Consider the following 25,486-nt stretch of genomic DNA (forward strand, 5'->3'; position numbering starts at 1 on the left):
CGACATGCTGATCCCTCGCAGGGTCAAGCACCGCAAGCAGCACCACCCGAAGCGCAGCGGTATGGCCAAGGGTGGCACCGAGCTGGCCTTCGGTGAGTACGGCATTCAGGCCGTCACCCCGGCTTACGTGACGAACCGGCAGATCGAGTCCGCTCGTATCGCCATGACCCGTCACATCAAGCGTGGCGGCAAGGTCTGGATCAACATTTACCCGGACCGCCCGCTCACGAAGAAGCCGGCCGAAACCCGCATGGGTTCCGGTAAGGGTTCTCCGGAGTGGTGGGTCGCGAACGTCAAGCCCGGTCGGGTGATGTTCGAGCTGTCCTTCCCGAACGAAAAGGTTGCCAAGGAGGCGCTGACCCGCGCCGCCCACAAGCTTCCGATGAAGTGCCGCATTGTGCGGCGCGAGGCAGGTGAGTCGTGATGGCGGCCGGTATCAAGGCGACCGAGCTGCGCGAGCTGAATGACGAGGACCTCGTCGGCAAGCTTCGTGAGGCCAAGGAGGAGCTGTTCAACCTCCGCTTCCAGGCGGCGACCGGACAGCTCGAGAACCACGGTCGGCTCAAGTCCGTCCGTAAGGACATCGCCCGGATCTACACCCTGATGCGTGAGCGCGAGCTGGGCATCGAGACGGTGGAGAGCGCCTGATGAGCGAGAAGAATGTGACTGAGACGAACGAGCGCGGTTTCCGCAAGACCCGTGAGGGTCTCGTCGTCAGCGACAAGATGGACAAGACCGTCGTCGTCGCTGTCGAGGACCGCGTCAAGCACGCGCTGTACGGCAAGGTCATCCGCCGTACCAACAAGCTCAAGGCGCACGACGAGCAGAACGCTGCCGGTGTCGGCGACCGCGTCCTCCTGATGGAGACCCGGCCGCTGTCCGCCACCAAGCGCTGGCGCATCGTCGAGATCCTCGAGAAGGCCAAGTAATCCCTCCTGGGGGACCCCCTAGGAACAGTTCCGCCAGGCTCGGCGAGAAGCGCGACACACTCGCGCTTCTCGCCGGGAACCGGCAGACATTCAGGAGATAGACGTGATCCAGCAGGAGTCGCGACTGCGCGTCGCCGACAACACTGGTGCGAAGGAAATCCTTTGCATCCGTGTTCTCGGTGGCTCGGGTCGCCGCTACGCGGGCATCGGTGACGTCATCGTCGCCACCGTCAAGGACGCGATCCCCGGTGGCAACGTGAAGAAGGGTGACGTCATCAAGGCGGTCATCGTTCGCACCGTCAAGGAGCGCCGCCGTCCGGACGGCTCGTACATCCGCTTCGACGAGAACGCGGCCGTCATCCTCAAGAACGATGGCGACCCCCGCGGCACCCGTATCTTCGGCCCCGTGGGCCGTGAGCTGCGCGAGAAGAAGTTCATGAAGATCATCTCGCTCGCGCCGGAGGTGCTGTAACCGATGAAGATCAAGAAGGGCGACCTGGTCCAGGTCATCACCGGTAAGGACAAGGGCAAGCAGGGCAAGGTCATTCAGGCCTTCCCCCGCGAGGACCGCGTCCTGGTCGAGGGTGTCAACCGGGTCAAGAAGCACACCAAGGCCGGTCAGACGGCTCGTGGTTCGAAGACCGGCGGCATCGTGACGACCGAGGCCCCTGTCCACATCAGCAACGTTCAGCTGGTCGTGGAGCAGGACGGCAACAAGGTTGTCACCCGCGTCGGGTACCGCTTCGACGACGAAGGCAACAAGATCCGCGTTGCCAAGCGGACCGGTGAGGACATCTGATGACTGCCACCACCAACGCGCCGCGTCTGAAGCTGCGCTACCGCGAAGAGATCGCCGGGAAGCTGAAGGACGAGTTCTCCTACGAGAACGTCATGCAGATCCCCGGTCTGACCAAGATCGTGGTCAACATGGGTGTGGGCGACGCCGCCCGCGACTCGAAGTTGATCGAGGGTGCCATCAAGGACCTCACCACGATCACCGGCCAGAAGCCGGCCGTCACCAAGGCCCGGAAGTCCATCGCGCAGTTCAAGCTGCGTGAGGGTCAGCCGATCGGCGCCCACGTCACCCTCCGCGGTGACCGCATGTGGGAGTTCCTGGACCGTCTGCTGTCGCTCGCGCTGCCGCGCATCCGCGACTTCCGTGGTCTGTCCCCGAAGCAGTTCGACGGCCGGGGCAACTACACCTTCGGTCTCACGGAGCAGGTCATGTTCCACGAGATCGACCAGGACAAGATCGACCGTACCCGGGGTATGGACATCACCGTGGTCACCACGGCGACCAACGACGACGAGGGCCGGGCCCTCCTTCGTCACCTCGGCTTCCCGTTCAAGGAGGCGTGAGCGAGATGGCGAAGAAGGCTCTGATTGCCAAGGCTGCTCGCAAGCCGAAGTTCGGTGTGCGTGCGTACACGCGCTGCCAGCGCTGCGGCCGCCCGCACTCCGTTTACCGCAAGTTCGGCCTGTGCCGCGTGTGCCTTCGTGAGATGGCTCACCGTGGCGAGCTGCCGGGCGTGACCAAGAGCTCCTGGTAATCCCCTAGTTGGGATTTCCCGGAAGCTCTCGGTAAGCATCCGGTCGGCGGGCGCCCGCCCCTTCCCGTACAGTGGAAGGGTTTGGGCGCCCCGCCGCCCGAGACCGACCGCGGGCCGAGCCCGCATAACGTCGCTTACTACGCCGTAGGTCCCCGCGCCGCACCCGTCCCGACTCTGCTCGGGGAGAGGGATGGCGCACATAGGAAACCCCGGCGAGAGAGGCCGAAGGCCAATTCATGACCATGACTGATCCCATCGCAGACATGTTGACCCGTCTGCGGAACGCGAACTCGGCGTACCACGACACCGTCGAGATGCCGCACAGCAAGATCAAGTCGCACATCGCGGAGATCCTCCAGCAGGAGGGTTACATCACCGGCTGGAGCGTCGAGGACGCTGAGGTCGGCAAGAACCTCACCCTCGAGCTGAAGTTCGGCCCGAACCGCGAGCGCTCGATCGCCGGCATCAAGCGGATCTCGAAGCCGGGCCTGCGGGTCTACGCAAAGTCCACCAACCTGCCGAAGGTCCTCGGCGGCCTGGGCGTGGCGATCATCTCCACGTCCCACGGTCTCCTGACCGGCCAGCAGGCCAGCAAGAAGGGCGTGGGTGGGGAAGTCCTCGCCTACGTCTGGTAACCAGGGAACGGAGGAATAGCTAATGTCGCGTATTGGCAAGCTGCCCATCCAGGTTCCCGCTGGTGTGGACGTCACCATCGAAGGCCGCACGGTTTCGGTGAAGGGTCCCAAGGGCTCCCTTTCGCACACCGTCGCCGCGCCCATCGAGGTCGCCAAGGGTGAGGACGGCATCATCGCCGTCACCCGCCCGAACGACGAGCGTCAGAACAAGGCCCTGCACGGCCTGTCCCGCACGCTGGTGGCGAACATGATCACCGGCGTGACCCAGGGCTACAGCAAGGCGCTCGAGATCAGCGGTGTCGGCTACCGCGTCCAGGCGAAGGGCTCCAACCTGGAGTTCGCGCTGGGCTACAGCCACCCCATCCTGATCGAGGCTCCCGAGGGCATCTCCTTCAAGGTGGAGTCCCCGACCAAGCTGAGCGTCGAGGGCATCGACAAGCAGAAGGTCGGCGAGGTTGCGGCGAACATCCGCAAGCTGCGCAAGCCTGACCCGTACAAGGCCAAGGGCGTCAAGTACGCCGGCGAGGTCATCCGCCGCAAGGTCGGAAAGGCTGGTAAGTAAGCCATGGCATACGGTGTGAAGATCGCTAAGGGCAACGCCTACAAGCGCGCTGCCGCTAAGCGTCGCCACATCCGCATCCGTAAGCGGATTTCGGGTACGCCGGCGCGTCCGCGTCTGGTGGTGACGCGGTCCAACCGTGGCATCACCGCGCAGGTCATCGACGACATCGCGGGCCACACGCTGGCCTCCGCGTCGACCCTCGACGCGTCGATCCGAAGCGGTGAAGGCGACAAGAGCGCTCAGGCCAAGAAGGTTGGCGCCCTGGTTGCAGAGCGCGCCAAGGCCGCCGGCGTTGAGGCTGTCGTGTTCGACCGTGGTGGCAAGCAGTACGCCGGGCGGATTGCCGCTCTGGCCGACGCCGCCCGCGAAGCCGGGCTGAAGTTCTAAGCCCCGGTTCCGGAGCTAGCGGACGTAACAGAGAGAGGTAAATCCAATGGCTGGACCCCAGCGCCGCGGGAGCGGTGCCGGTGGCGGCGAGCGGCGGGACCGGAAGGGTCGCGACGGTGGCGCTGCCGCCGAGAAGACCGCGTACGTTGAGCGCGTAGTTGCGATCAACCGCGTCGCCAAGGTTGTCAAGGGTGGTCGCCGTTTCAGCTTCACCGCGCTGGTCGTGGTGGGCGACGGTGACGGCACCGTAGGTGTCGGTTACGGCAAGGCCAAGGAAGTTCCGGCTGCCATCGCCAAGGGCGTGGAAGAGGCCAAGAAGAACTTCTTCAAGGTCCCCCGTATCCAGGGCACCATCCCGCACCCCATCCAGGGCGAGAAGGCTGCGGGCGTCGTCCTGCTCAAGCCGGCTTCCCCCGGTACCGGTGTGATCGCCGGTGGTCCCGTGCGCGCCGTTCTGGAGTGCGCGGGCATCCACGACGTCCTGAGCAAGTCGCTCGGTTCGTCGAACCCGATCAACATCGTGCACGCCACGGTGACCGCGCTTCAGGGCCTCCAGCGCCCCGAGGAGATCGCGGCCCGCCGTGGCCTGCCGCTGGAGGACGTTGCCCCCGCAGCTCTGCTGCGGGCGCGTGCCGGGGTGACCGCGTAATGGCGCACCTCAAGATCACGCAGACGAAGTCCTTCATCGGTAGCAAGCAGAACCACCGCGACACCCTGCGGTCGCTCGGGCTCAAGCGCCTGAACGACTCGGTTGTCAAGGAGGACCGCCCCGAGTTCCGCGGCATGGTGCAGACCGTCCGCCACCTCGTGACGGTTGAGGAGGTCGACTGACATGGCGGAGAACAACCCGCTGAAGGTCCACAACCTCCGGCCCGCCCCGGGCGCCAAGACCGCCAAGACCCGTGTGGGTCGTGGTGAGGCGTCCAAGGGTAAGACCGCTGGTCGTGGTACCAAGGGCACGAAGGCCCGTTACCAGGTTCCGGAGCGCTTCGAGGGCGGGCAGATGCCCCTCCACATGCGCCTCCCGAAGCTGAAGGGCTTCAAGAACCCCGCCCACAAGCAGTTCCAGGTCGTGAACCTGGACAAGCTGACCGCGCTCTACCCGCAGGGTGGCGAGGTTACGGTGGCCGACCTGGTCGCCAAGGGCGCGGTGCGCAAGAACGAGCTCGTCAAGGTGCTCGGCGCCGGCGAGGTCTCCGTGGCGCTGCAGGTTTCGGTTGACGCCGTTTCCGGCTCCGCCAAGGAGAAGATCGCCGCTGCCGGCGGCACCGTCAACGAACTCCTCTGAGTTCGTCGGTTCAACTGACCGGGGATGCCCATTGATTGGGGCATCCCCGGTTGGTCGTTCCACGGGGGTACGGTCGCCGGTAAGGTGGCAGGCACTGTTGTTTTCCGGGGTTCTGCCCCGGACCCCCGCCGCACGGGCTCTGCCGGTGCGGTTTGGCCGCCAAGTATTCGTCGATCCTCAAGACCGTCACCTCTCGCACTCGAGGCGGGAGGCGCAGGAGGCACCGTGCTCACCGCGTTCGCCCGAGCGTTCAAGACGCCCGACCTGCGCAAGAAGCTGCTGTTCACGCTGGGCATCGTGGTGCTCTATCGGATCGGGGCGCACGTCCCGGTCCCAGGGGTGAACTACGCGAACGTCGAGACCTGCATGAAGCAGGCCGGCGGCAACAGCGGGTTGTTCGCCCTGGTGAACATGTTCAGCGGTGGTGCGCTACTGCAGATCACGATCTTCGCGCTGGGGATCATGCCGTACATCACGGCGAGCATCATCCTCCAGCTGCTGACCGTGGTGATCCCGCGGCTGGAAGCCCTCAAGAAAGAGGGGCAGACCGGCCAGGCGAAGATCACCCAGTACACCCGCTATCTGACCGTGGCGCTCGCCATCATGCAGGGCACCGGCCTGGTGGCCACGGCCCGCAGCGGCGCGCTCTTCCAGAACTGCCCGGTCGCCAGCGAGATCGTGCCCAGCGACTCCGTCTTCACCACCATCACGATGGTCATCACGATGACGGCCGGTACGGGCCTGATCATGTGGCTCGGTGAGCTCGTCACCGACCGCGGCATCGGCAACGGCATGTCGATCCTGATGTTCATCTCGATCGCCGCCGGCTTCCCGGGCGCGCTGTGGCAGATCAAGCTCACCGGCAAGCTCGCCGACGGCTGGATCGAGTTCTTCGGTGTGATCGTCGTGGGCCTGGCGATGGTGGCCCTGGTGGTCTTCGTCGAGCAGGCGCAGCGGCGCATTCCGGTGCAGTACGCGAAGCGGATGATCGGCCGCCGGTCCTATGGCGGTACGTCCACCTACATCCCGCTCAAGGTGAATCAGGCGGGTGTGATTCCCGTCATCTTCGCGTCATCGCTGCTCTACATTCCGGCTCTCGTCGCACAGTTCAGCGGGTCGAAGGCGGGCTGGGCGCAGTGGGTCGCCACCAACTTCACCAAGGGAAATCACCCGGTTTACATCGTTACGTACTTCCTGTTGATCGTCTTCTTCGCCTTCTTCTACGTGGCCATCAGCTTCAACCCCGAAGAAGTTGCCGACAACATGAAGAAGTATGGTGGCTTCATCCCGGGCATCCGGGCTGGTCGCCCGACGGCCGAGTACCTCAGCTACGTGCTCAACCGGATCACGTGGCCGGGCTCGCTGTACCTGGGGCTGATCGCACTCGTGCCAACAGTGGCGTTGGTGCTGTTCAACGCGAACCAGAACTTCCCGTTCGGCGGGACGAGCATCCTGATCATCGTGGGTGTGGGTCTGGAGACCGTGAAGCAGATCGAGAGTCAGCTTCAGCAGCGCAACTACGAAGGGTTCCTCCGCTGATGCGAATCGTCCTCGTCGGACCTCCGGGGGCCGGTAAGGGTACGCAGGCCGCGTACCTCGCCAAGAACCTCGCGATCCCGCACATTTCCACGGGGGACCTGTTCCGCGCGAACATCAGCCAGGGCACGCCATTGGGCGTCGAGGCGAAGTCCTACATGGACGCGGGGAACCTCGTGCCGGACTCGGTGACCATCGGTATGGCCGAGGACCGTATGCAGCAGGAGGACGCCGTCGACGGCTTCCTGCTCGACGGCTTCCCGCGGAACCTCGGCCAGGCCCAGGCGCTGGACGACTACCTCAAGGCCAAGAACCTCAAGCTGGACGCCGTCCTGGACCTCGAGGTCCCCGAGGACGAGGTCGTCAAGCGGATCGCGGGTCGGCGGATCTGTCGCAAGGACAGCAGCCACGTCTTCCACGCGGAGTACAACAAGCCGAAGACCGAGGGCGTCTGCGACGCCTGCGGCGGCGAGCTGTACCAGCGCGACGACGACCGCGAGGAGACCGTCCGCAAGCGGCTGGAGGTCTACCACACCGAGACCGAGCCGATCATCGACTACTACAAGGCCCAGGATCTGGTCGTGACGATCCCGGCGCTCGGCAAGGTCTCCGAGGTGACGCAGCGGGCGATGGCCGCGCTGCAGGCCGGCGAGCAGCAGTAGGCAGGACCGTACGGATACGGCCGCGGTGCCCGGAAGGGCGCCGCGGCCGTATCGTGTATGGGGCGGTCGTGACGGCCGCCGGACAAGCGTTGCAGTCGGTTCAGGAAGGCATCAGCCGTAATGGTGGAGATCAAGACCCCCGACCAGATCGCGAAGATGCGCGAGGCGGGGCTGGTGGTCGCCGCCATCCACGCGGCGACCCGGAAGGCCGCGGTGCCCGGCGCCTCGACCAAGGATCTGGACGACGCGGCGCGCAAGGTGCTGGCCGAGCACGGCGCGAAGTCGAACTTCCTCGGTTACGGCGGGTTCCCGGCGACGATCTGCACCTCGAAGAACGACGTCGTGGTGCACGGCATCCCCGACACCGAGACGGTCCTCGAGGACGGGGACATCATCTCCATCGACTGCGGCGCCATCGTCGACGGCTGGCACGGGGACGCGGCGTACACCGCTTTCGTCGGGTCCGGTCACTCCGCGGAGCTGGTCGAGCTCAGCCGGGTCACCGAGGAGTCGATGTGGGCGGGTGTCGCGGCCGTCGCCAAGGGCAACCGGCTGGTCGACATCTCCAAGGCCATCGAGGGCTACATCCGGCGCCAGCCCCGCCCGTCGAGCGGTAAGTACGGCATCGTCGAGGACTACGGCGGCCACGGCATCGGCTCGCAGATGCACATGGACCCGCATCTGCTGAACTACGTCGACCGCAAGCGCGGCCGCGGCCCCAAGCTGGTGCCCGGGTTCTGCATCGCGATCGAGCCGATGATCAATCTCGGTACGGCCAAGACGCACGTCCTGGACGACGACTGGACGGTCAAGACGAACGACGGCAGCTGGTCCTCGCACTGGGAGCACTCGGTCGCCCTGACGGAGGACGGCCCGCTGGTGCTGACCGCGGTGGACGGTGGCAAGGCGAAGCTGGCGGAGCTGGGGATCACGGTGGCGCCGGACCCCCTGGCCTGATGCCTTGTGGAGTAAGAATCTTCGCTGGTGGGCAATAATCCTGGATTCGTCTTTTCACAGGCACTGGCGTAGACTGACGCGTCGGCTCTCGTGCATCCGTGTGCCCAGAGATGGGTTGCGACTCTGATGCCGAGTGTCGATCAAGGTAGCCGATTCGAAAGGCGAAGCGTGGCCAAGAAGCAAGGTGCCATCGAGATCGAGGGCACCGTGATCGAGTCTCTGCCGAACGCAATGTTCCGTGTAGAGCTCCAGAACGGTCACAAGGTCCTCGCGCACATCAGCGGCAAGATGCGGATGCACTACATCCGTATCCTCCCGGATGACCGGGTCGTGGTGGAGCTTTCTCCGTACGACCTGACGCGTGGCCGGATCGTCTACCGCTACAAGTAGATCTTGTCGGCGCCCCGCTGCTGTGGGGTAACGGCACTGACCCGGAGAACCTCACCCCATGAAGGTCAAGCCGAGCGTCAAGAAGATCTGCGACAAGTGCAAGGTGATCCGCCGCCACGGCCGGGTCATGGTCATCTGCGACAACCTGCGCCACAAGCAGCGCCAGGGCTGACGCACGCCGACCGACCTGCATTTCGCAGTACTTCGCGCGACGCACGTAATTCGTACATACGCAGACACCCGACCCCCGCATCACCTGCGTGGGGACGACACCCCCGGCTCGGAGGCCGGGGACCCGGCTCGTAATGCTCAAGAGTCTTACGGGAACGGTGCTGTGGAAGACCTCCGAATAGCCATCAGGAGCCACATCAATGGCACGCCTCGCAGGCGTTGATCTCCCGCGCGAAAAGCGCGTCGAGGTCGCCCTCACCTACGTCTTCGGTATCGGGCGCACGCTGTCGCAGCAGACCCTCGCCGCCACCGGCGTGAACCCGGACACCCGTGTTCGCGACCTGGCCGAGGAAGACCTGGTCAAGATCCGCGAGTACGTGGACAACAACCTCCGCACAGAGGGTGACCTCCGTCGCGAGATTCAGGCCGACATCCGCCGCAAGGTCGAGATCGGCTGCTACCAGGGTCTGCGTCACCGCCGCGGCCTGCCGGTGCACGGACAGCGCACCAGCACGAACGCCCGTACCCGCAAGGGTCCGCGTCGCGCGATCGCCGGCAAGAAGAAGCCGGGCAAGAAGTAGTCCTCAGCAGGACGCTTATCAGCGGTCTTCGCTGTAGGACCGACCACCTCCACGGGAGTAATGAATGCCTCCGAAGGGCCGTACGGCCGGCGCCAAGAAGGTGCGCCGCAAGGAGAAGAAGAACGTCGCCCACGGGCACGCTCACATCAAGAGCACGTTCAACAACACGATCGTTTCGATCACCGACCCCACGGGCAACGTGATCTCTTGGGCCTCTGCCGGCCACGTCGGCTTCAAGGGCTCGCGCAAGTCCACCCCCTTCGCCGCGCAGATGGCAGCCGAGTCGGCCGCCCGCCGCGCGCAGGAGCACGGGATGCGCAAGGTCGACGTCTTCGTCAAGGGTCCCGGCTCCGGCCGTGAGACCGCGATCCGCTCCCTCCAGGCCACCGGCCTCGAGGTGGGTTCGATCCAGGACGTCACCCCCACCCCGCACAACGGATGCCGCCCGCCCAAGCGCCGCCGCGTCTGACCAGCTGAAGTAGGAGACAAGACAATATGGCGCGTTACACCGGGGCCGACTGCAAGCGTTGCCGTCGGGAGAAGCAGAAGCTGTTCCTCAAGGGCAGCAAGTGCGAGAGCGCAAAGTGCCCGATCGAGATCCGTCCTTACCCCCCGGGTGAGCACGGTCGCGGGCGCACCAAGGACAGCGAGTACCTGCTGCAGCTTCGTGAGAAGCAGAAGTGCAGCCGTATCTACGGTGTCCTTGAGAAGCAGTTCGTGAACTACTACAAGGAAGCGAACCAGAAGACCGGCAAGACCGGTGAGAACCTTCTGCGCATCCTTGAGACCCGCCTCGACAACGTGGTCTACCGGGCCGGCTTCGCCAAGTCCCGCGACCACGCCCGTCAGCTGGTCCGTCACGGACACATCAACGTGAACGGCCGCAAGACCGACATCCCGTCGGCTCGTGTGTCCGCCAACGACATCATCGAGGTCCGCGAGGGCTCTCGGAACCTGACCCCCTTCCAGGTGGCGCAGGCCGAGGCCGGCGACCGGACCGTTCCGGCCTGGCTGGAAGCGATCCCCTCGCAGCTCCGTGTCCTCGTGCACAGCATGCCCGAGCGCCCGGTGATCGACACCCAGGTGCAGGAGCAGCTGATCGTTGAGCTCTACTCCAAGTAAGAGCTGAATGGTCTGGGCGGTACGGAGCCAATGGCGCCGTACCGCCCGTACCCTTTGAAGTACAGCGGACGTCAAATAGCGGGCGTCCACGACTGAAGGATGAAACACCATGCTGATTGCTCAGCGTCCGTCTCTGACCGAAGAGGTCGTCGACGAGTACCGCTCCCGGTTCGTGATCGAGCCGCTGGAGCCGGGCTTCGGCTACACCCTCGGCAACTCCCTGCGTCGTACGCTCCTCTCCTCGATCCCGGGTGCGGCGGTCACGTCCATCCGCATCGACGGTGTCCTGCACGAGTTCACCACCGTGCCGGGCGTCAAGGAGGACGTCACCGACCTCATCCTCAACATCAAGCAGCTGGTCGTCTCCTCGGAGCACGACGAGCCGGTCGTGATGTACCTGCGCAAGCAGGGTCCCGGCCTGGTCACCGCTGCTGACATCGCGCCCCCGGCCGGTGTCGAGGTGCACAACCCGGACCTGGTCCTCGCCACGCTGAACGGCAAGGGCAAGCTGGAGATGGAGCTGACCGTCGAGCGCGGTCGCGGCTACGTCTCCGCCGTCCAGAACAAGCAGGTGGGCCAGGAGATCGGCCGGATCCCGGTCGACTCCATCTACAGCCCCGTGCTCAAGGTCACCTACAAGGTCGAGGCGACCCGTGTCGAGCAGCGCACCGACTTCGACAAGCTGATCGTCGACGTCGAGACCAAGCAGGCCATGCGTCCCCGCGACGCCATGGCGTCGGCCGGTAAGACCCTGGTCGAGCTGTTCGGTCTGGCGCGTGAGCTCAACATCGACGCCGAGGGCATCGACATGGGCCCGTCCCCCACGGACGCCGCCCTCGCCGCCGACCTGGCGCTGCCGATCGAGGAGCTGGAGCTCACGGTCCGCTCGTACAACTGCCTCAAGCGTGAGGGCATCCACTCCGTGGGTGAGCTCGTGGCGCGCTCCGAGGCCGACCTGCTCGACATCCGCAACTTCGGTGCGAAGTCGATCGACGAGGTCAAGGCGAAGCTGGCCGGCATGGGCCTGGCCCTCAAGGACAGCCCGCCCGGATTCGACCCGACCGCCGCCGCCGACGCCTTCGGCGCCGACGACGACGCGGACGCCGGGTTCGTGGAGACCGAGCAGTACTGAGTTCGTCCGGCCGGGGTCCGGGGAGCGATTCCCGGGCCCTTGCCATGTGAATCTTCCGCGGGGCGGCCGCCTCGCGGGAACTGACACCGGTACCTGATACGGCCGGTGCAGCAATGAAGGAGAAACACCATGCCGAAGCCCGCCAAGGGTGCCCGTCTGGGCGGCAGCGCGGCGCACGAGCGCCTCATGCTGCGTAACCTGGCCACCGCGCTCTTCGAGCACGGCCGCATCACGACGACCGAGGCCAAGGCCCGTCGTCTGCGTCCGTACGCCGAGCGTCTGGTGACCAAGGCGAAGAAGGGCGACCTTCACAACCGCCGTCAGGTCATGCAGCTGATCTCGGACAAGAGCGTCGTCCACACGCTCTTCACCGAGGTCGCCCCGCGGTTCGAGAACCGCCCGGGTGGCTACACCCGCATCACCAAGATCGGTAACCGTCGTGGCGACAACGCTCCCATGGCCGTCATCGAGCTGGTGGAGGCGCTGACCGTGGCCCAGCAGGCCACCGGTGAGGCCGAGGCGGCGACGAAGCGTGCCGCCAAGGACGCCGAGGCGAAGGCTGCCGAGACCACCGAGGCCCCGGCCGAGGAGTCCAAGGACGCCTGAGGCTCTGCCCGGCTGTGAGCGGGTCCGTTCCCTCAGGGGGGCGGGCCCGCTTCGCGTTGCCGCGGGGTGAGGGAGGATTGCCGGTGTGAGCGATGAAGTGGAGCCCGGTTTCGTCCGGGTGCGGATGGACCTGTCGTACGACGGCAAGGAGTTCTCCGGGTGGGCCAAGCAGGCCGGTGGCCGGCGGACCGTGCAGGCGGAGATCGAGGATGCGCTGCGGACGGTGACGCGCTCGGAGCGGTCGTACGAGCTCACCGTCGCCGGGCGCACCGATGCCGGGGTGCATGCGCGGGGGCAGGTGACGCATGTGGATCTGCCCGCGGAGGTGTGGGCCGAGCACCGGGACAGACTGCTGCGGCGGCTTGCCGGGCGCTTGCCGAAGGATGTGCGGGTGTGGCGGCTGGCGGCGGCGCCGTACGGGTTCAACGCGCGGTTCTCGGCGATCTGGCGGCGCTACGCGTACCGGGTGACCGATCACCACGGCGGAGTCGACCCGCTGCTGCGCAGCCATGTGCTGTGGCACGACTGGGAGTTGGACGTCGAGGCGATGAACGCGGCGTCGCAGCCGCTGCTGGGGGAGCACGACTTCGCGGCGTACTGCAAGCGGCGCGAGGGCGCGACGACGATCCGCACCCTGCAGGAGCTGAGCTGGGTGCGCGGGGCGGACGGGATCATCACCGCCACGGTGCGCGCCGACGCCTTCTGCCACAACATGGTGCGGTCGCTGGTGGGCGCGATGCTCTTCGTCGGTGACGGGCACCGGCCGGTGGAGTGGCCCGGGAAGGTGCTGGCGGCGGGGGTGCGGGACTCCGCGGTGCACGTGGTGCGGCCGCACGGGCTGACGCTGGAGGAGGTCGGCTACCCGGCCGACGAGCTGCTCATGGCGCGTAACAAGGAGGCGCGGAACAAGCGGTCGCTGCCCGGAGGCGGCTGCTGCTGACGGGACCGGTGGTGGCGCCCCCGGGCGGGGTGGCGCCACCACCGGACGTCAGGACTGCTGCTGCGCCTTGCGGCGGGCTTCCTTGGCCTGTTCGGCGCCGGCCTTCGCGGCCTGGTCCTTGCCGCGCTGGGTGATCCGGGTGAAGGCGTACGAGGCGCCGTCCCGGCCGATCTGCTGGGCCTTGGTCTCGGAGGCGTCGGTGGCCTTGCCGTTGTTGTAGCCCGAGATCGTGAAGTACGCGTAGCGGCCGGTGGCGTTGATCGTCGTACGGCACCGGGTGCCCTGGCAGAAGCTGGCGGGGACGCCGCCGCCGGCGAGCGGGGTGATGTTGCCGCCGTCGAGCCGGTTCATGACCCTGGTGGCCTTGGCGGGGGAGGCGAAGACCGCGACACCGACCGTGGTCGAGACGCCGCCCTTGGAGTAGGTGGCGCGCAGCAGCTTGGCGCAGCCGTTGTGCGCCAGCAGGGAGCCGAGCGCGCCCTGGCTGGCCGCGGTGCAGTCGTTGGTCGCGGCGGTCTTCGTCCGCGGATAGGTGTGCTCGCCGATGACCATGCTCTTGTCCGGGAAGAGCGTGGCGGGGGTGATCGGCGCCGTGTCCTTCCTGGGGTCGGAGATGTAGTCCCGCGGGTTCGGCGGCGGCGGTACCGAGACGTCGGGGAAGGACGGCTTGTCGTCCGGCTCGGTGACCTGGCCGGAGGCCGTCGGCCCGGCGGTCGGATCGCCGCCCGGTGAGCCGCCGCCGCTGTTGACGACGGCGAGGGTGACGATGCCGGCCACCGCCAGCGCGGCGAGGGCGCCGCCGCCGATCAGCACCCACTTCTTGCGTCGGGAGGCCACCTCGCTCTCGTTGGCGAGCGCGTCCCAGTCCGGCGTACCGGATCCCCCGGGGCCGTCGAACGGCCCTCCTTGCCCAAAGCTCATGCCGCGCATCCTAACGACCCGCAGGACACGGGAAAGCGGCGCTCCGGCGGCTCTTTCGTCAACCGATTGGTGGAATACGCGGCGGGCCGTGACAATCCAGCCCATGGGACATCTGGAAGCCGGGCACCTGGAGTACTACCTGCCGGACGGGAGGGCCCTGCTGGGGGACGTCTCCTTCCGGGTGGGGGAGGGCGCCTCGGTCGCGCTGGTGGGAGCCAACGGCGCCGGGAAGACGACACTGCTGCGGCTGATCGCGGGGGAGCTGCAGCCGCACGGCGGGGCGGTGACGGTCAGCGGCGGGCTGGGGGTGATGCCGCAGTTCGTGGGGTCCGTCCGGGACGACCGCACGGTCCGCGACCTGCTGGTCTCCGTGGCCCAGCCGCGGATCCGGGAGGCGGCGGCGGCGGTGGACACCGCCGAGCTCGCGATCATGAACGCCGATGACGACGACGAGGCCGCGCAGATGACCTACGCGCAGGCCCTCAGCGACTGGGCGGAGGCGCGCGGCTACGAGGCCGAGACCGCCTGGGACATCTGCACGACGGCGGCGCTGGGGATGCCGTACGAGAAGGCGCAGTGGCGGCAGGTGCGCACGCTGTCCGGAGGTGAGCAGAAGCGGCTGGTACTGGAGTCGCTGCTGCGCGGCGGCGACGAGGTGCTGCTGCTGGACGAGCCGGACAACTATCTCGACGTGCCGGGCAAGCGCTGGCTGGAGGAGCAGCTGCGCGAGACCCGGAAGACGGTGCTGTTCGTCTCGCACGACCGGGAGCTGCTGGCGTCGGCCGCGGAGAAGATCATCAGCGTCGAGCCGGGGCCGGCCGGCTCGGACGTGTGGGTGCACGGCGGTGGCTTCGGCACGTACCACGCCGCCCGCAGGGAGCGCTTCGCCCGCTTCGAGGAGCTGCGGCGGCGCTGGGACGAGAAGCACGCCCAGCTCAAGAAGCTGGTGGTCTCGCTGCGGCAGGCCGCGTCGGTCAGCCACGAGATGGCTTCGCGGTACTCCGCCGCGCAGACCCGGCTGCGGAAGTTCGAGGAGGCCGGGCCGCCGCCGGAGCCGCCGCGCGAGCAGGAGATCACGATGCGGCTGCGCGGCGGGCGGACCGGCGTCCGGGCGATCACCTGCGAGGACCTGGAGCTGACCGGGCTGATGCAGCCTTTCTCCCTGGAGATCTTCTACGGCGAGCGGGTGGCCGTCCTGGGGTCGAACGGCTCCGGCAAGTCCCACTTCCTGCGGCTGCTCGCCGGGGAGACCGTGGCGCACACCGGCGGGTGGAAGCTGGGCGCCCGCGTCGTCCCCGGTCATTTCGCGCAGACGCACGCCCACCCCGAGCTGCTGGGCCGCCCGCTGCTCGACATCCTGTGGACCGAGCACGCCAAGGACAAGGGCCAGGCGATGTCCGCGCTGCGCCGCTACGAGCTGGAGAAGCAGGCAGAGCAGCGCTTCGAGCGGCTGTCGGGCGGGCAGCAGGCCCGCTTCCAGATCCTGCTGCTGGGGCTGGCCGGCACGACGGCGCTGCTCCTGGACGAGCCGACCGACAACCTGGACCTGGAGTCGGCGGAGGCGCTGCAGGAGGGGCTGGAGGCGTACGACGGGACGGTGGTGGCGGTGACGCACGACCGGTGGTTCGCGAAGTCCTTCGACCGCTTCCTGGTCTTCGGGTCGGACGGGGTGGTGCGGGAGACCGCGGAGCCGGTGTGGGACGAGCGGCGGGTGGCCCGCGAGCGGTAGGGCCGGCGCGGGTGGGCGCCGCCGTGCGGCGGCGCGGGCGGGACCCGGAACGGGTGGGACGCGGCGCGGGCGGGACGGGGACGAGGGAGCGGAGGTCGGGCCCGAGTCGCACGCCGGTTCGGGGGGCGTTTTGACCCCGCCGGTGCCGGGCCGGTATTCTGCCAGTTCGTTATGCGTATTGGCTTGCTCTATCTCACGTGAGGGGCCCTTACGCCGGTCCACCGGACCGATGACCAGCGGCGGACGATCGGGTTGCGTCACCCGTAGTGCCGCCCTGCTGCGTGATCAGACTTGGTGACCAGTACAGGACCCATCACTCACGAAGCGAAGGCTAAGACGTGCGTACGTACAGCCCCAAGCCCGGCGATGTTCAGCGCCAGTGGCACATCATTGACGCGCAGGACGTTGTCCTGGGCCGTCTGGCCTCTCAGGCCGCGTCCCTCCTGCGGGGCAAGCACAAGCCGGTCTACGCGCCTCACGTTGACACCGGTGACTTCGTCATCATCGTCAACGCCGACAAGGTGCACCTGTCCGGCAACAAGCGGACCCAGAAGCTGGCCTACCGCCACTCGGGTTTCCCGGGCGGTCTGCGCTCGGTCCGCTACGACGAGCTGCTGGACAAGAACCCCGAGAAGGCCGTCGAGAAGGCCATCAAGGGCATGCTCCCCAAGAACACCCTGGGCCGTCAGATGCTCTCGAAGCTGAAGGTCTACGCGGGTGCCGAGCACCCGCACGCTGCGCAGCAGCCGGTCCCGTTCGAGATCACCCAGGTCGCGCAGTAAGTCCGGCCACACCCCCTAAGACGAACAGAATCTGAGGAGCATCGTGGCCGAGACCACTCCCGAGACCCCCGTCATCGAAGACGAGACGGCCGTCGAGGAATACACCACCGAGACCGAGGTCGTGGAGTCGGAGTACACCTCCGAGTCCCTCGCCTCCCGCTTCGGCGACCCGCAGCCGGCTGCCGGCCTGGGCCGTCGCAAGAACGCCATCGCCCGCGTCCGGATCGTCCCGGGCACCGGTCAGTGGAAGATCAACGGTCGCACCCTTGAGGGCTACTTCCCCAACAAGGTGCACCAGCAGGAAGTCAACGAGCCCTTCAAGGTGCTCGAGCTCGACAACCGCTACGACGTGGTCGCCCGCATCGCCGGCGGCGGCATCTCCGGCCAGGCCGGTGCGCTGCGTCTGGGCGTCGCCCGTGCGCTGAACGAGGCGGACGTGGACAACAACCGCGCCCCGCTGAAGAAGGCCGGATTCCTCAAGCGTGACGACCGTGCGGTCGAGCGCAAGAAGGCCGGTCTCAAGAAGGCCCGTAAGGCGCCGCAGTACAGCAAGCGCTAATCGCGCTCGCTGCATCAGCAGCCCTGGCGAACGCCCCGGTGGCACTTTCCGTGCAGCCGGGGCGTTCGGCTATCCGGGACCGGACGCGTTTACCGGAGGCCAGAGGCGTATACCTGGACTTAAAGCTCTGGTCCAAGCTCAGAAACTCGGAGGACACCAGTGGGACGACTCTTCGGCACGGACGGTGTGCGCGGCGTCGCCAATGCTGACCTGACGGCGGAGCTCGCGCTCGGGCTGTCGGTCGCTGCGGCGCATGTGCTCGCGGAAGCCGGCACATTCGAGGGGCACCGGCCGGTGGCGGTCGTCGGGCGCGATCCACGTGCGTCCGGGGAGTTCCTGGAAGCCGCGGTCGTCGCCGGGCTGGCGAGTGCCGGTGTGGACGTCCTGCGGGTGGGTGTGCTGCCGACCCCGGCGGTGGCGTATCTGACCGGCGCGCTCGGCGCGGACCTCGGCGTGATGCTCTCCGCCAGCCACAACCCGATGCCCGACAACGGCATCAAGTTCTTCGCCCGCGGTGGCCACAAGCTCGCCGACGAGCTGGAGGACCGCATCGAGCGGACCTACCGTGCGCACCGCACCGGCGAACCGTGGGAGCGGCCGACCGGCGACGGCGTGGGCCGGGTCACCGTCTACGACGAGGGCTTCGACAACTACGTCGCGCATCTCGTCGGCGTCCTGCCCAACCGCCTGGACGGGCTGAAGGTCGTCATCGACGGCGCGCACGGCGCGGCGGCGCGGGTCTCGCCCGAGGCGTTCGCGCGGGCCGGGGCCGATGTGATCACCATCGGCACCGACCCCGACGGCCTGAACATCAACGACGGCTGCGGCTCCACACATCTGTCGCTGCTGCGGGAGGCCGTCGTCGAGCACGGCGCCGATCTGGGCGTCGCACACGACGGTGACGCGGACCGCTGCCTGGCCGTGGACCGGGACGGCAACGAGATCGACGGCGACCAGATCCTGGCCGTCCTCGCGCTCGGCATGCGGGACGCGGGGAGCCTGCGCAAGAACACCGTCGTCGCCACCGTCATGTCCAACCTGGGCTTCAAGCTGGCCATGGAGCGCGAGGGCATCGAGTTCGTCCGGACCGCGGTCGGCGACCGGTACGTCCTGGAGGAGATGAAGGCGCACGGCTTCGCCCTGGGCGGCGAGCAGTCCGGGCATGTCATTGTGCTGGACCACGCGACGACGGGGGACGGCACGCTGACCGGCCTGATGCTGGCGGCGCGGGTAGCCGCCACCGGCCGGCCGCTCGCCGACCTGGCCGGCGTCATGGAGCGGCTGCCGCAGATCCTCATCAACGTCCCGGACGTCGACCGGTCCCGCGTCGCCACCTCGGCCGAGCTGACCGCCGCGGTCACCGAGGCGGAGCGCGATCTGGGAGCCACCGGCCGGGTGCTGCTACGGCCCTCGGGCACCGAGCCGCTCGTCCGCGTGATGGTCGAGGCCGCGGACATCGAGCAGGCGCGCGCCGTCGCCGAGCGGCTCGCGGACGTGGTCAAGTCCGCGCTGGGCTGACCGGCCGGGAAACCACCGGGCGGGCACACGGCTACGGCCGTGCGCCCGCCCGTACGTGTTCGACCGGCGTGATTTCTCGAAAGGCTCTCAAGGGCGGTGCCGTGGCGCCTGCCGGGCCCACAGGGACTTCTGTGCCGTCAGCGTGAGCGTGCCCGCGAGCACGATGCCGGCGAGGTTCAGCAGCAGCTGCTCCAGGGAGTGCCAGGCCTGGCCGTATTCCGCGTAGCTGAGCGCGACCGCGGCATTGGCGGCGGCCGGGACCGTGGTCACGGAGATCGCCACGCCGACCAGCGCGCCCGATTTCGCGGAGGTCAGCGAGAGTACCCCGGCGATGCCGGCCAGGACCGCGACGACGAACGAGAACCAGTCCGGCCGGTAGATGAAGTGGGTGTTGGGGCGGTCGGCCTGCAGGGCGTAGAGGTGGAAGAGACCGACCGCGTCCATGAGCACGCTGAAGCCGACCGTCAGCGCCGTCGCCACCGCGAAGCCGACGACCAGCGCCACCGTGGAACGCCAGGCCAGGCGTGGGGTGCGCCGGACGAGCGCGGTACAGAGGCCGGCCAGCGGACCGAACTCCGGCCCCACCGCCATCGCGCCCACGATCAGGACGGCGTTGTCCAGGACCACGCCGCAGGCCGCGATCATCGTTGCGAGGGTCAGGAACGCGAGATAGGTGACCGAGAGCGTGGACTCCTCGTGGGTGGCGTCGGTCAGGGACTCCCACAGGACGGCGTCGGCGCCTTCTCCGGGGGCCGCGTCCTCGGCCCGGTCGGCCCGTACCGACAGCGACAGATCGATGTTCTCGACCGCGATCGAGCCGCCCTTGTCCAGGCCCATGCCGCGCAGTGCGGCCAGCAGCCCGTCCGCGGCCTCCCGGGCGACGTCGCACTGCACCACATCGCCCTGCGGGTCGCGGGCGGCACCGGAGAAGACCGCGAGATGGGTGGTCCCGACGGTCGACTCCAGCAGCCGGGAGACCTCGTCCGTACGGTCCGCCGGGACCATCAGCCGCAGATGCAGCACCGGTTCCCGCCCTCCTGTTTGTTTGGTTCCTGGCCCTTGGTTCCTGGTTCCTGGTTCCTGGTTACTGCTTCGTGCTTCGTGCTTCGTGCTTCGTGCTTCGTGGTTCTTGGTTCTTGGTACTTGGTACTTGGTTCCTAGAGCTTGCGCAGCGACAGCCGCTGCACCTTGTGGTCGGGGCCCTTGCGCAGCACCAGACTGGCGCGGCCGCGGGTCGGGGCGACGTTCTGCTGGAGGTTGGGCTTGTTGATGGTGCGCCACATCATGCGGGCGTAGTCCAACGCCTCGTCCTCGGAGACCTGGGTGTACTTGCGGAAGTACGAGAACGGGTTCTGGAACGCCGTCTCGCGCAGCTTGCGGAACCGGCCCAGATACCACTTCTCGATGTCCTCCGTCCGCGCGTCCACGTAGACGGAGAAGTCGAAGAAGTCGGCGAGACCGAGGCGGGTGCGGCCGTCCTTGCCCGGCAGGGCGGGCTGGAGGACGTTGAGGCCCTCGACGATGAGGATGTCCGGGCGGTGCACGGTCAGCCGCTCGCCGGGCACGATGTCGTAGATCAGATGCGAGTAGACGGGCGCGCTGACCTCGGCCTTGCCCGACTTCACGTCCGCGACGAACCGGGTCAGCGCCCGGCGGTCGTACGACTCGGGGAACCCCTTGCGGGACATCAGCCCGCGCCGGTGCAGCTCCGCGTTGGGGAAGAGGAAGCCGTCGGTGGTGATCAGCTCCACCCGCGGATGCTCCGGCCAGCGGGCCAGCAGTGCCTGCAGCAGCCGCGCCGTGGTGGACTTGCCGACCGCGACGCTGCCCGCGACTCCTATGACGAACGGGGTGCCGGGCTGGGCGCCCTGCCCGTCGCCGGCATCGCCCAGAAAGGTGTTCAGCGCCCCCCGCAGATTGCTGGTGGCGCCGACGTAGAGATTGAGCAGCCGGGACAGCGGCAGGTAGACGTCCCGCACCTCGTCGAGGTCGATGACATCGCCCAGGCCGCGCAGCCGCTCGAGCTCGTCGGCCGTCAGCGGCAGCGGGGTTTTCTCCCGCAGGGCACTCCACTGAGCGCGCGTCAGATCGACGTACGGGGAGCTGTCGGCGCGGCGTCGTTGCTGCGGATCCGTCGAGAGGGGCACGCGCCCATTGTGCGCAGCCGCGCCCGGCGGTTCCGCCCGGGGGGCCGGGTGGGGGTGTCGCGGCGGGACGGCGTGGCGGATTGGTGACGGTTCGTCCGGAGGTTGCCCCGAGCGTCTGTACCCGACGGATATTGCCCGGTACGGTCGCCGAAGGATGAGACAGGTGAGACAGGGGGTGGGCGTGCGCACGCGCCTGTTGGGACTGCTGCGACAGCGAGCCGAGGACAAGCGTCGGCCGAGCGCCGACGATATCGCCACGCCGGAGATCGCCACACCGGATTTCGCCGCCCGGGTGCGCGCGGAGCTGGCCGAGGACCTGCCCGAGGAGGACCTGGGCGAGGACCTCGCCGACCTCCTGGCGAACTACGAACGCGGCAGCCGGCCCGGTACGGACGAGGACGAGGACGAGGAGTTCCTGGAGACGGTGCGGGAGGCGCTGGAGAAGATAGAGCGGGGGTACTGAGCCGCCGGGGCGGTCCGACCCGCACGTCTCGATCGATGGTGCGACCGGCGGAATCGGCGCCGTCCTGGCGGGAGTTGGTCAGGCGGCGCTCCGAGACGATGATGAGCCGGAGAAGAAGGAGACCGAGGCCAGGACGGCTCCTCAGAATCGCAGTGTGAAGGACACGTTCGGATGATTCGGGTCCGTGCCATCAACATCTTCCTGACGGTCGCCGGTGGGGGACTGGCGGCGGCAGCGGCGCGTGTGTTGATGCGGCCCTCCGCCGCGTTGCCGCGGTGGGATCTGCTCGCTTGTCTCGCGCTGACCGTGTTCGGCATCGCGGGCGCCCTGCTGAGCCTGCGGGACGGGCCCGTCCCGCAGTCGCGCCCGGCGGAGGCGACCAGATTCTGGTGGCCCGATCGAAGCCACGGGTGGATTGTCGCCGGGCTGTGGGCGATGGTCCTGCCTGTGGGGCTGTTCTTCTACGCAGCCCTTTCCTTCTCTCCCGAGGCCGTTCGGATCACCGATGCCAAGGGCGGTATCCAAGCGGTATCCGTCGAGAAGGTGGTCTCCTCCGAGTACGTCCGCAAAAAGAACACTCGTCATTACCGCGTGATCGCCCGGGTCTCCGTACCGTTCGATTCCGGCGCACAGTCCGAGAAGGTCGAGTTCTCCTCGGAGTACCAGGTGGCGAGCGGCGACAGGGTCTGGGCTCTCTTCGCGTCGTCCTCGGAGAACCTCGGAGTTCTCGTCAACAGCGACCGGGAAGCGCTGGAGGAGAAGACGGGGGGCTCCGCTCGCGGGCCGGTCCTTGTCGCGGCGCTGGTCATGACGGCCTTCTGCCTGTTCCTGGCCGGCGTCTTCGGCGGCTTCTCCCGGGTGTCCCGGAGTCTGCGGCGTCCGCTCAAGAAGGGTCTCTGCCGCTCTCTTGCCGTCACGGTGAGAAGTGTGGACGTGGTGATGGACAGCACCACCGACACCAAGGGAGTGGTGACCACCAAGCCGAAGCCGCGGCTCGCGCTCGAAGGGCGCGCGGGGGAGTGTCCGGAAGTGCTGCTCGACCCGTTGCTCGACCCGTCGCATCTTTCGCCGGAAGTGGAAGGCCGTCAAGCGAAGCTGTACTGGGTGAAGATGGCGGACCGGCCCGGGCCGAGGAGGGCACGCGCCGTGCTGGTGCTGGATGGGCAGCGGTGCCTGAAGGGGGTCCTCAGGGTGGCAGCCGATTCCGACCGTCCCGAGGGATCCCCTGTGCCTGCCGTCGGATCTCTCCCCGAGGGAGACGGCCTCCGGGCGATACGTACGTATCCGACCTGGCATCCGGGACTTCATGCCGAGGGGCTCTGGTATCTCCAGGCAGGAGTGGTTGCCCTCGGTCTCGTGGCCTTCGGCGTGGGGCGGTGGGCGACGTTCATCCTGTGCATCTGCGCCTACGGGGCCCTGTTCATGGCGCGGATGGTGACGACGGACAATCGTGCGCGGTATCTGGAGAGCTTCCTGCCGGGCGGCGGACCGGAAGCCGGTCCCTGAGCCTTCCTGCGGCGCGGTGAGTGCGGACCCCGACCAGTGCGGCCCGGGCCCTCGTCGGTGGCCCGGGCCAGGCGCAGCACGGCACTCGTACCCGGCCGCGGGACGAGCGGCGGGTCGCTGGGGGAGCCGTCGTAGGGTGCCCCCATGTGCGGAATCGTGGGTTATGTGGGCGGGCAGCCTGCCCTGGACGTTGTGCTGGCCGGGTTGAGGCGGCTGGAGTACCGCGGCTATGACTCGGCGGGGGTTGCCGTGCTGGCCGACGGGGGGCTGGCGGCGGCCAAGAAGGCGGGGAAGCTGGCGAATCTGGAGAAGGAGCTGGCGGCCCGGCCGCTGCCGACGGGGACGACGGGGATCGGGCACACGCGGTGGGCCACGCACGGCGGGCCGACGGACGAGAACGCCCATCCGCATCTGGACAACGCGGGGCGGGTTTCCGTCGTCCACAACGGGATCATCGAGAACTTCGCCGTGCTGCGCGCCGAACTGGCCGAGCGCGGGCACTCGTTGCGGTCCGAGACGGACACCGAGGTGGTCGCGCATCTGCTTGCCGAGGCGTACTCGTCGTGCGGGGAGCTGCCGGAGGCGATGCGGCAGGTGTGCCGGCGGCTGGAGGGGGCCTTCACGTTGGTCGCGGTGCATGCGGATGCGCCGGATCTGGTGGTGGGCGCGCGGCGCAACTCGCCGCTGGTGGTGGGGGTCGGCGAGGACGAGGCGTTCCTCGCCTCGGATGTGGCGGCGTTCATCGCGCACACCCGGGAGGCCATCGAGCTGGGTCAGGACCAGGTCGTGGAGTTGCGCCGGGACGGGGTCACGGTCACGGACTTCGAGGGGGCGCCGGCGCCGGTGCGGGCGTACCACGTCGACTGGGACGCGTCGGCGGCCGAGAAGGACGGCTACGACTACTTCATGCTGAAGGAGATCGCCGAGCAGCCGAAGGCCGTCGCGGACACCCTGCTGGGGCGGATCGACGGTGCCGGGGTGCTCTCCCTCGACGAGGTGCGGATTCCCGGGGAGGTGCTGCGCGAGGTCGACAAGGTCGTCATCGTGGCGTGCGGGACGGCCTATCACGCCGGAATGATCGCCAAATACGCGATCGAGCACTGGACCCGCGTGCCCTGTGAGACGGAGCTGGCCAGCGAATTCCGTTACCGGGACCCGATTCTGGACCGGCGGACGCTGGTGATCGCCATCAGTCAGTCGGGCGAGACGATGGACACCCTGATGGCGCTGCGGCACGCCCGGGAGCAGGGCGCCAAGGTGCTCGCCATCTGCAACACCAACGGGTCGACGATTCCCCGGGAGTCGGATGCCGTGCTCTACACGCATGCCGGGCCCGAGGTCGCGGTGGCGTCGACCAAGGCGTTCCTGACCCAGTTGGTGGCGTGCTATCTCGTCGCGCTCTACCTCGCGCAGGTGCGGGGCACCAAATGGGGCGACGAGATCCAGGACGTGGTGCGTGAACTGGCGGCCATGGGCACCCAGGTGCAGCAGGTGCTCGGGACGATGGAGCCGGTGCGGGAGCTCGCGCGCGGACTGGCCGACAAGAACACCGTGCTCTTCCTGGGGCGGCACGTCGGATATCCGGTGGCGCTGGAGGGCGCGCTGAAGCTCAAGGAACTCGCGTACATGCATGCGGAGGGATTCGCGGCGGGCGAGCTCAAGCACGGTCCCATCGCGTTGATCGAGGAGGATCTGCCGGTGGTGGTGGTCGTGCCGTCGCCGCGTGGCCGGTCGGTGCTGCACGACAAGATCGTGTCGAACATCCAGGAGATCCGGGCGCGCGGGGCGCGGACCATTGTGATCGCGGAGGAGGGCGACGAAGCGGTGGTGCCGTACGCGGATCACCTCGTACGGATTCCGCGGACGCCGGTGCTGCTGCAGCCGCTGGTGTCGGCCGTGCCGTTGCAGGTCTTCGCGTGTGAGCTGGCCACCGCGCGCGGCAACGAGGTCGATCAGCCGCGCAACCTCGCCAAGTCGGTGACGGTGGAGTGAGGCGCGCGGTGAGCGGTGCGGAGTGCGGCGGAGCGATCGGTGGGGTGACCGGATGATCATCGGGGTCGGGATCGACGTGGCCGAGATCGCACGGTTCGGCGCGGCGCTGGAGCGCACGCCGGAACTGGCGCAGCGGCTGTTCATCCACACGGAGCTGACGCTGCCCAGCGGCGAGCGGCGGGGCACCGCCTCGCTGGCCGCGCGCTTCGCGGCCAAGGAAGCGGTGGCCAAGGCGCTGGGCGCGCCGGCCGGGCTGCACTGGACGGACGCCGAGGTGTACGTCGAGGACAGCGGCCGGCCACGGCTGCGGGTACGCGGCACGGTGGCGGCGCGGGCGGCGGAACTGGGCGTGCTGTCCTGGCATGTGTCGCTCAGTCATGACGCGGGGGTCGCCTCCGCGGTGGTGATCGCCGAGGGGTAG

The 25,486-nt window shown here is 68.0% G+C and carries 35 protein-coding genes; 32 read left to right on the forward strand and 3 right to left on the reverse strand.

Features of this window, described 5'->3' with window-relative positions; all coding sequences use genetic code 11:
• The first annotated feature begins 4 nt into the window (after positions 1-4).
• The 24 genes from rplP to truA all read left to right on the forward strand — a co-directional run bounded on the left by rplP (position 5) and on the right by truA (position 13,448).
• Positions 5-424 carry a 50S ribosomal protein L16 gene (rplP, locus tag ACGFML_RS21330; protein WP_006604880.1) on the forward strand — a complete coding sequence of 140 codons (420 nt, stop codon included), beginning with the start codon at positions 5-7 and terminating at the stop codon, positions 422-424.
• The gene (gene rpmC / locus ACGFML_RS21335; protein ID WP_030074787.1) at positions 424-648 is read left to right on the forward strand and encodes a 50S ribosomal protein L29; all 225 of its coding nucleotides are present in this window, start codon (positions 424-426) and stop codon (positions 646-648) included. The genes rplP and rpmC overlap by 1 nt, the downstream gene beginning before the upstream one ends.
• Positions 648-929, forward strand: coding sequence for a 30S ribosomal protein S17 (gene rpsQ / locus ACGFML_RS21340; protein ID WP_006604882.1), 282 nt, complete (start codon positions 648-650; stop codon positions 927-929). Before rpmC ends, rpsQ begins: the two co-directional genes overlap by 1 nt.
• A gap of 103 nt (positions 930-1,032) precedes the next feature.
• Positions 1,033-1,401 (forward strand): 50S ribosomal protein L14, encoded by a 369-nt coding sequence (gene rplN / locus ACGFML_RS21345; RefSeq protein ID WP_003992364.1) that lies wholly within the window; start codon positions 1,033-1,035, stop codon positions 1,399-1,401.
• Positions 1,402-1,404: 3 nt separating this feature from the next.
• Complete coding sequence (gene rplX / locus ACGFML_RS21350) at positions 1,405-1,728, forward strand: 50S ribosomal protein L24 (protein WP_393545875.1); 324 nt, start codon at positions 1,405-1,407, stop codon at positions 1,726-1,728.
• Positions 1,728-2,288: a 50S ribosomal protein L5 gene (gene rplE, locus ACGFML_RS21355; RefSeq protein WP_046927447.1), complete on the forward strand. Its 561-nt coding sequence runs from the start codon at positions 1,728-1,730 to the stop codon at positions 2,286-2,288. The genes rplX and rplE overlap by 1 nt, the downstream gene beginning before the upstream one ends.
• A gap of 5 nt (positions 2,289-2,293) precedes the next feature.
• Positions 2,294-2,479: a type Z 30S ribosomal protein S14 gene (locus ACGFML_RS21360; protein ID WP_003956452.1), complete on the forward strand. Its 186-nt coding sequence runs from the start codon at positions 2,294-2,296 to the stop codon at positions 2,477-2,479.
• A gap of 236 nt (positions 2,480-2,715) precedes the next feature.
• Positions 2,716-3,114 carry a 30S ribosomal protein S8 gene (gene rpsH, locus ACGFML_RS21365; RefSeq protein WP_393545878.1) on the forward strand — a complete coding sequence of 133 codons (399 nt, stop codon included), beginning with the start codon at positions 2,716-2,718 and terminating at the stop codon, positions 3,112-3,114.
• A gap of 22 nt (positions 3,115-3,136) precedes the next feature.
• Complete coding sequence (gene rplF, locus ACGFML_RS21370) at positions 3,137-3,676, forward strand: 50S ribosomal protein L6 (protein WP_393545880.1); 540 nt, start codon at positions 3,137-3,139, stop codon at positions 3,674-3,676.
• Positions 3,677-3,679: 3 nt separating this feature from the next.
• A complete protein-coding gene (rplR, locus tag ACGFML_RS21375) occupies positions 3,680-4,063 on the forward strand; it encodes a 50S ribosomal protein L18 (RefSeq protein ID WP_393545881.1) in 384 nt (127 codons plus the stop codon).
• Positions 4,064-4,109: 46 nt separating this feature from the next.
• Complete coding sequence (rpsE, locus tag ACGFML_RS21380) at positions 4,110-4,712, forward strand: 30S ribosomal protein S5 (protein WP_006604888.1); 603 nt, start codon at positions 4,110-4,112, stop codon at positions 4,710-4,712.
• Positions 4,712-4,894: a 50S ribosomal protein L30 gene (gene rpmD, locus ACGFML_RS21385; RefSeq protein ID WP_393545883.1), complete on the forward strand. Its 183-nt coding sequence runs from the start codon at positions 4,712-4,714 to the stop codon at positions 4,892-4,894. The genes rpsE and rpmD overlap by 1 nt, the downstream gene beginning before the upstream one ends.
• Position 4,895: 1 nt before the next feature.
• Positions 4,896-5,351, forward strand: coding sequence for a 50S ribosomal protein L15 (gene rplO, locus ACGFML_RS21390; protein WP_393545885.1), 456 nt, complete (start codon positions 4,896-4,898; stop codon positions 5,349-5,351).
• Positions 5,352-5,576: 225 nt separating this feature from the next.
• Positions 5,577-6,890 carry a preprotein translocase subunit SecY gene (secY, locus tag ACGFML_RS21395; protein ID WP_393545886.1) on the forward strand — a complete coding sequence of 438 codons (1,314 nt, stop codon included), beginning with the start codon at positions 5,577-5,579 and terminating at the stop codon, positions 6,888-6,890.
• Complete coding sequence (locus ACGFML_RS21400; protein WP_393545888.1) at positions 6,890-7,549, forward strand: adenylate kinase; 660 nt, start codon at positions 6,890-6,892, stop codon at positions 7,547-7,549. Before secY ends, ACGFML_RS21400 begins: the two co-directional genes overlap by 1 nt.
• A gap of 120 nt (positions 7,550-7,669) precedes the next feature.
• Positions 7,670-8,506: a type I methionyl aminopeptidase gene (gene map, locus ACGFML_RS21405; protein WP_393545890.1), complete on the forward strand. Its 837-nt coding sequence runs from the start codon at positions 7,670-7,672 to the stop codon at positions 8,504-8,506.
• 168 nt (positions 8,507-8,674) lie between these two features.
• A complete protein-coding gene (gene infA, locus ACGFML_RS21410; RefSeq protein ID WP_014047798.1) occupies positions 8,675-8,896 on the forward strand; it encodes a translation initiation factor IF-1 in 222 nt (73 codons plus the stop codon).
• Between the two features lie 58 nt (positions 8,897-8,954).
• Entirely contained in the window at positions 8,955-9,068 is a 114-nt protein-coding gene (gene rpmJ, locus ACGFML_RS21415; RefSeq protein WP_003956441.1) for a 50S ribosomal protein L36, read from the forward strand.
• Positions 9,069-9,267: 199 nt separating this feature from the next.
• Positions 9,268-9,648, forward strand: a complete 381-nt coding sequence (rpsM, locus tag ACGFML_RS21420) for a 30S ribosomal protein S13 (RefSeq protein ID WP_393545892.1) — start codon at positions 9,268-9,270, stop codon at positions 9,646-9,648.
• A gap of 64 nt (positions 9,649-9,712) precedes the next feature.
• Positions 9,713-10,117 carry a 30S ribosomal protein S11 gene (gene rpsK, locus ACGFML_RS21425; protein ID WP_004571845.1) on the forward strand — a complete coding sequence of 135 codons (405 nt, stop codon included), beginning with the start codon at positions 9,713-9,715 and terminating at the stop codon, positions 10,115-10,117.
• A 26-nt stretch (positions 10,118-10,143) separates the two neighbouring features.
• Positions 10,144-10,770 (forward strand): 30S ribosomal protein S4, encoded by a 627-nt coding sequence (gene rpsD / locus ACGFML_RS21430; RefSeq protein WP_393545894.1) that lies wholly within the window; start codon positions 10,144-10,146, stop codon positions 10,768-10,770.
• A 109-nt stretch (positions 10,771-10,879) separates the two neighbouring features.
• Complete coding sequence (locus ACGFML_RS21435) at positions 10,880-11,902, forward strand: DNA-directed RNA polymerase subunit alpha (RefSeq protein ID WP_003956430.1); 1,023 nt, start codon at positions 10,880-10,882, stop codon at positions 11,900-11,902.
• A 129-nt stretch (positions 11,903-12,031) separates the two neighbouring features.
• Positions 12,032-12,508, forward strand: a complete 477-nt coding sequence (gene rplQ / locus ACGFML_RS21440; protein WP_393545896.1) for a 50S ribosomal protein L17 — start codon at positions 12,032-12,034, stop codon at positions 12,506-12,508.
• Positions 12,509-12,593: 85 nt separating this feature from the next.
• Entirely contained in the window at positions 12,594-13,448 is an 855-nt protein-coding gene (gene truA / locus ACGFML_RS21445) for a tRNA pseudouridine(38-40) synthase TruA (protein ID WP_393545898.1), read from the forward strand.
• A 48-nt stretch (positions 13,449-13,496) separates the two neighbouring features.
• On the opposite strand, the gene ACGFML_RS21450 is transcribed toward truA, so the two are convergent.
• Entirely contained in the window at positions 13,497-14,369 is an 873-nt protein-coding gene (locus tag ACGFML_RS21450) for a hypothetical protein (protein WP_393545900.1), read from the reverse strand.
• Positions 14,370-14,472: 103 nt separating this feature from the next.
• Between ACGFML_RS21450 and ACGFML_RS21455 the strand changes: the two genes are divergently transcribed.
• The 4 genes from ACGFML_RS21455 to glmM all read left to right on the forward strand — a co-directional run bounded on the left by ACGFML_RS21455 (position 14,473) and on the right by glmM (position 18,957).
• Positions 14,473-16,098 carry an ABC-F family ATP-binding cassette domain-containing protein gene (locus tag ACGFML_RS21455; RefSeq protein WP_393545902.1) on the forward strand — a complete coding sequence of 542 codons (1,626 nt, stop codon included), beginning with the start codon at positions 14,473-14,475 and terminating at the stop codon, positions 16,096-16,098.
• 338 nt (positions 16,099-16,436) lie between these two features.
• The gene (gene rplM, locus ACGFML_RS21460) at positions 16,437-16,880 is read left to right on the forward strand and encodes a 50S ribosomal protein L13 (protein WP_393545903.1); all 444 of its coding nucleotides are present in this window, start codon (positions 16,437-16,439) and stop codon (positions 16,878-16,880) included.
• 43 nt (positions 16,881-16,923) lie between these two features.
• Positions 16,924-17,439 carry a 30S ribosomal protein S9 gene (rpsI, locus tag ACGFML_RS21465; RefSeq protein WP_393545905.1) on the forward strand — a complete coding sequence of 172 codons (516 nt, stop codon included), beginning with the start codon at positions 16,924-16,926 and terminating at the stop codon, positions 17,437-17,439.
• Positions 17,440-17,598: 159 nt separating this feature from the next.
• Complete coding sequence (glmM, locus tag ACGFML_RS21470) at positions 17,599-18,957, forward strand: phosphoglucosamine mutase (protein WP_393545906.1); 1,359 nt, start codon at positions 17,599-17,601, stop codon at positions 18,955-18,957.
• A gap of 87 nt (positions 18,958-19,044) precedes the next feature.
• On the opposite strand, the gene ACGFML_RS21475 is transcribed toward glmM, so the two are convergent.
• Complete coding sequence (locus ACGFML_RS21475; protein ID WP_393545908.1) at positions 19,045-19,980, reverse strand: DUF389 domain-containing protein; 936 nt, start codon at positions 19,978-19,980, stop codon at positions 19,045-19,047.
• 134 nt (positions 19,981-20,114) lie between these two features.
• The gene (coaA, locus tag ACGFML_RS21480) at positions 20,115-21,104 is read right to left on the reverse strand and encodes a type I pantothenate kinase (protein ID WP_393545909.1); all 990 of its coding nucleotides are present in this window, start codon (positions 21,102-21,104) and stop codon (positions 20,115-20,117) included.
• A 163-nt stretch (positions 21,105-21,267) separates the two neighbouring features.
• Here coaA and ACGFML_RS21485 point away from each other — a divergent pair, with 163 nt between their 5' ends.
• The 4 genes from ACGFML_RS21485 (at position 21,268) to ACGFML_RS21500 (ending at position 25,486) form a co-directional block, all read left to right on the forward strand.
• On the forward strand, positions 21,268-21,567 hold the full coding sequence (locus ACGFML_RS21485) for a hypothetical protein (RefSeq protein ID WP_393545911.1): 300 nt from the start codon (positions 21,268-21,270) through the stop codon (positions 21,565-21,567).
• Between the two features lie 249 nt (positions 21,568-21,816).
• On the forward strand, positions 21,817-23,073 hold the full coding sequence (locus tag ACGFML_RS21490) for a hypothetical protein (RefSeq protein WP_393545913.1): 1,257 nt from the start codon (positions 21,817-21,819) through the stop codon (positions 23,071-23,073).
• A gap of 144 nt (positions 23,074-23,217) precedes the next feature.
• A complete protein-coding gene (gene glmS / locus ACGFML_RS21495; RefSeq protein WP_393545915.1) occupies positions 23,218-25,065 on the forward strand; it encodes a glutamine--fructose-6-phosphate transaminase (isomerizing) in 1,848 nt (615 codons plus the stop codon).
• Between the two features lie 52 nt (positions 25,066-25,117).
• Positions 25,118-25,486 carry a holo-ACP synthase gene (locus ACGFML_RS21500; protein ID WP_393545917.1) on the forward strand — a complete coding sequence of 123 codons (369 nt, stop codon included), beginning with the start codon at positions 25,118-25,120 and terminating at the stop codon, positions 25,484-25,486.

Origin of the sequence: Streptomyces sp. NPDC048650 (assembly GCF_043199095.1) — a bacterium.
Lineage (GTDB): Bacteria > Actinomycetota > Actinomycetes > Streptomycetales > Streptomycetaceae > Streptomyces.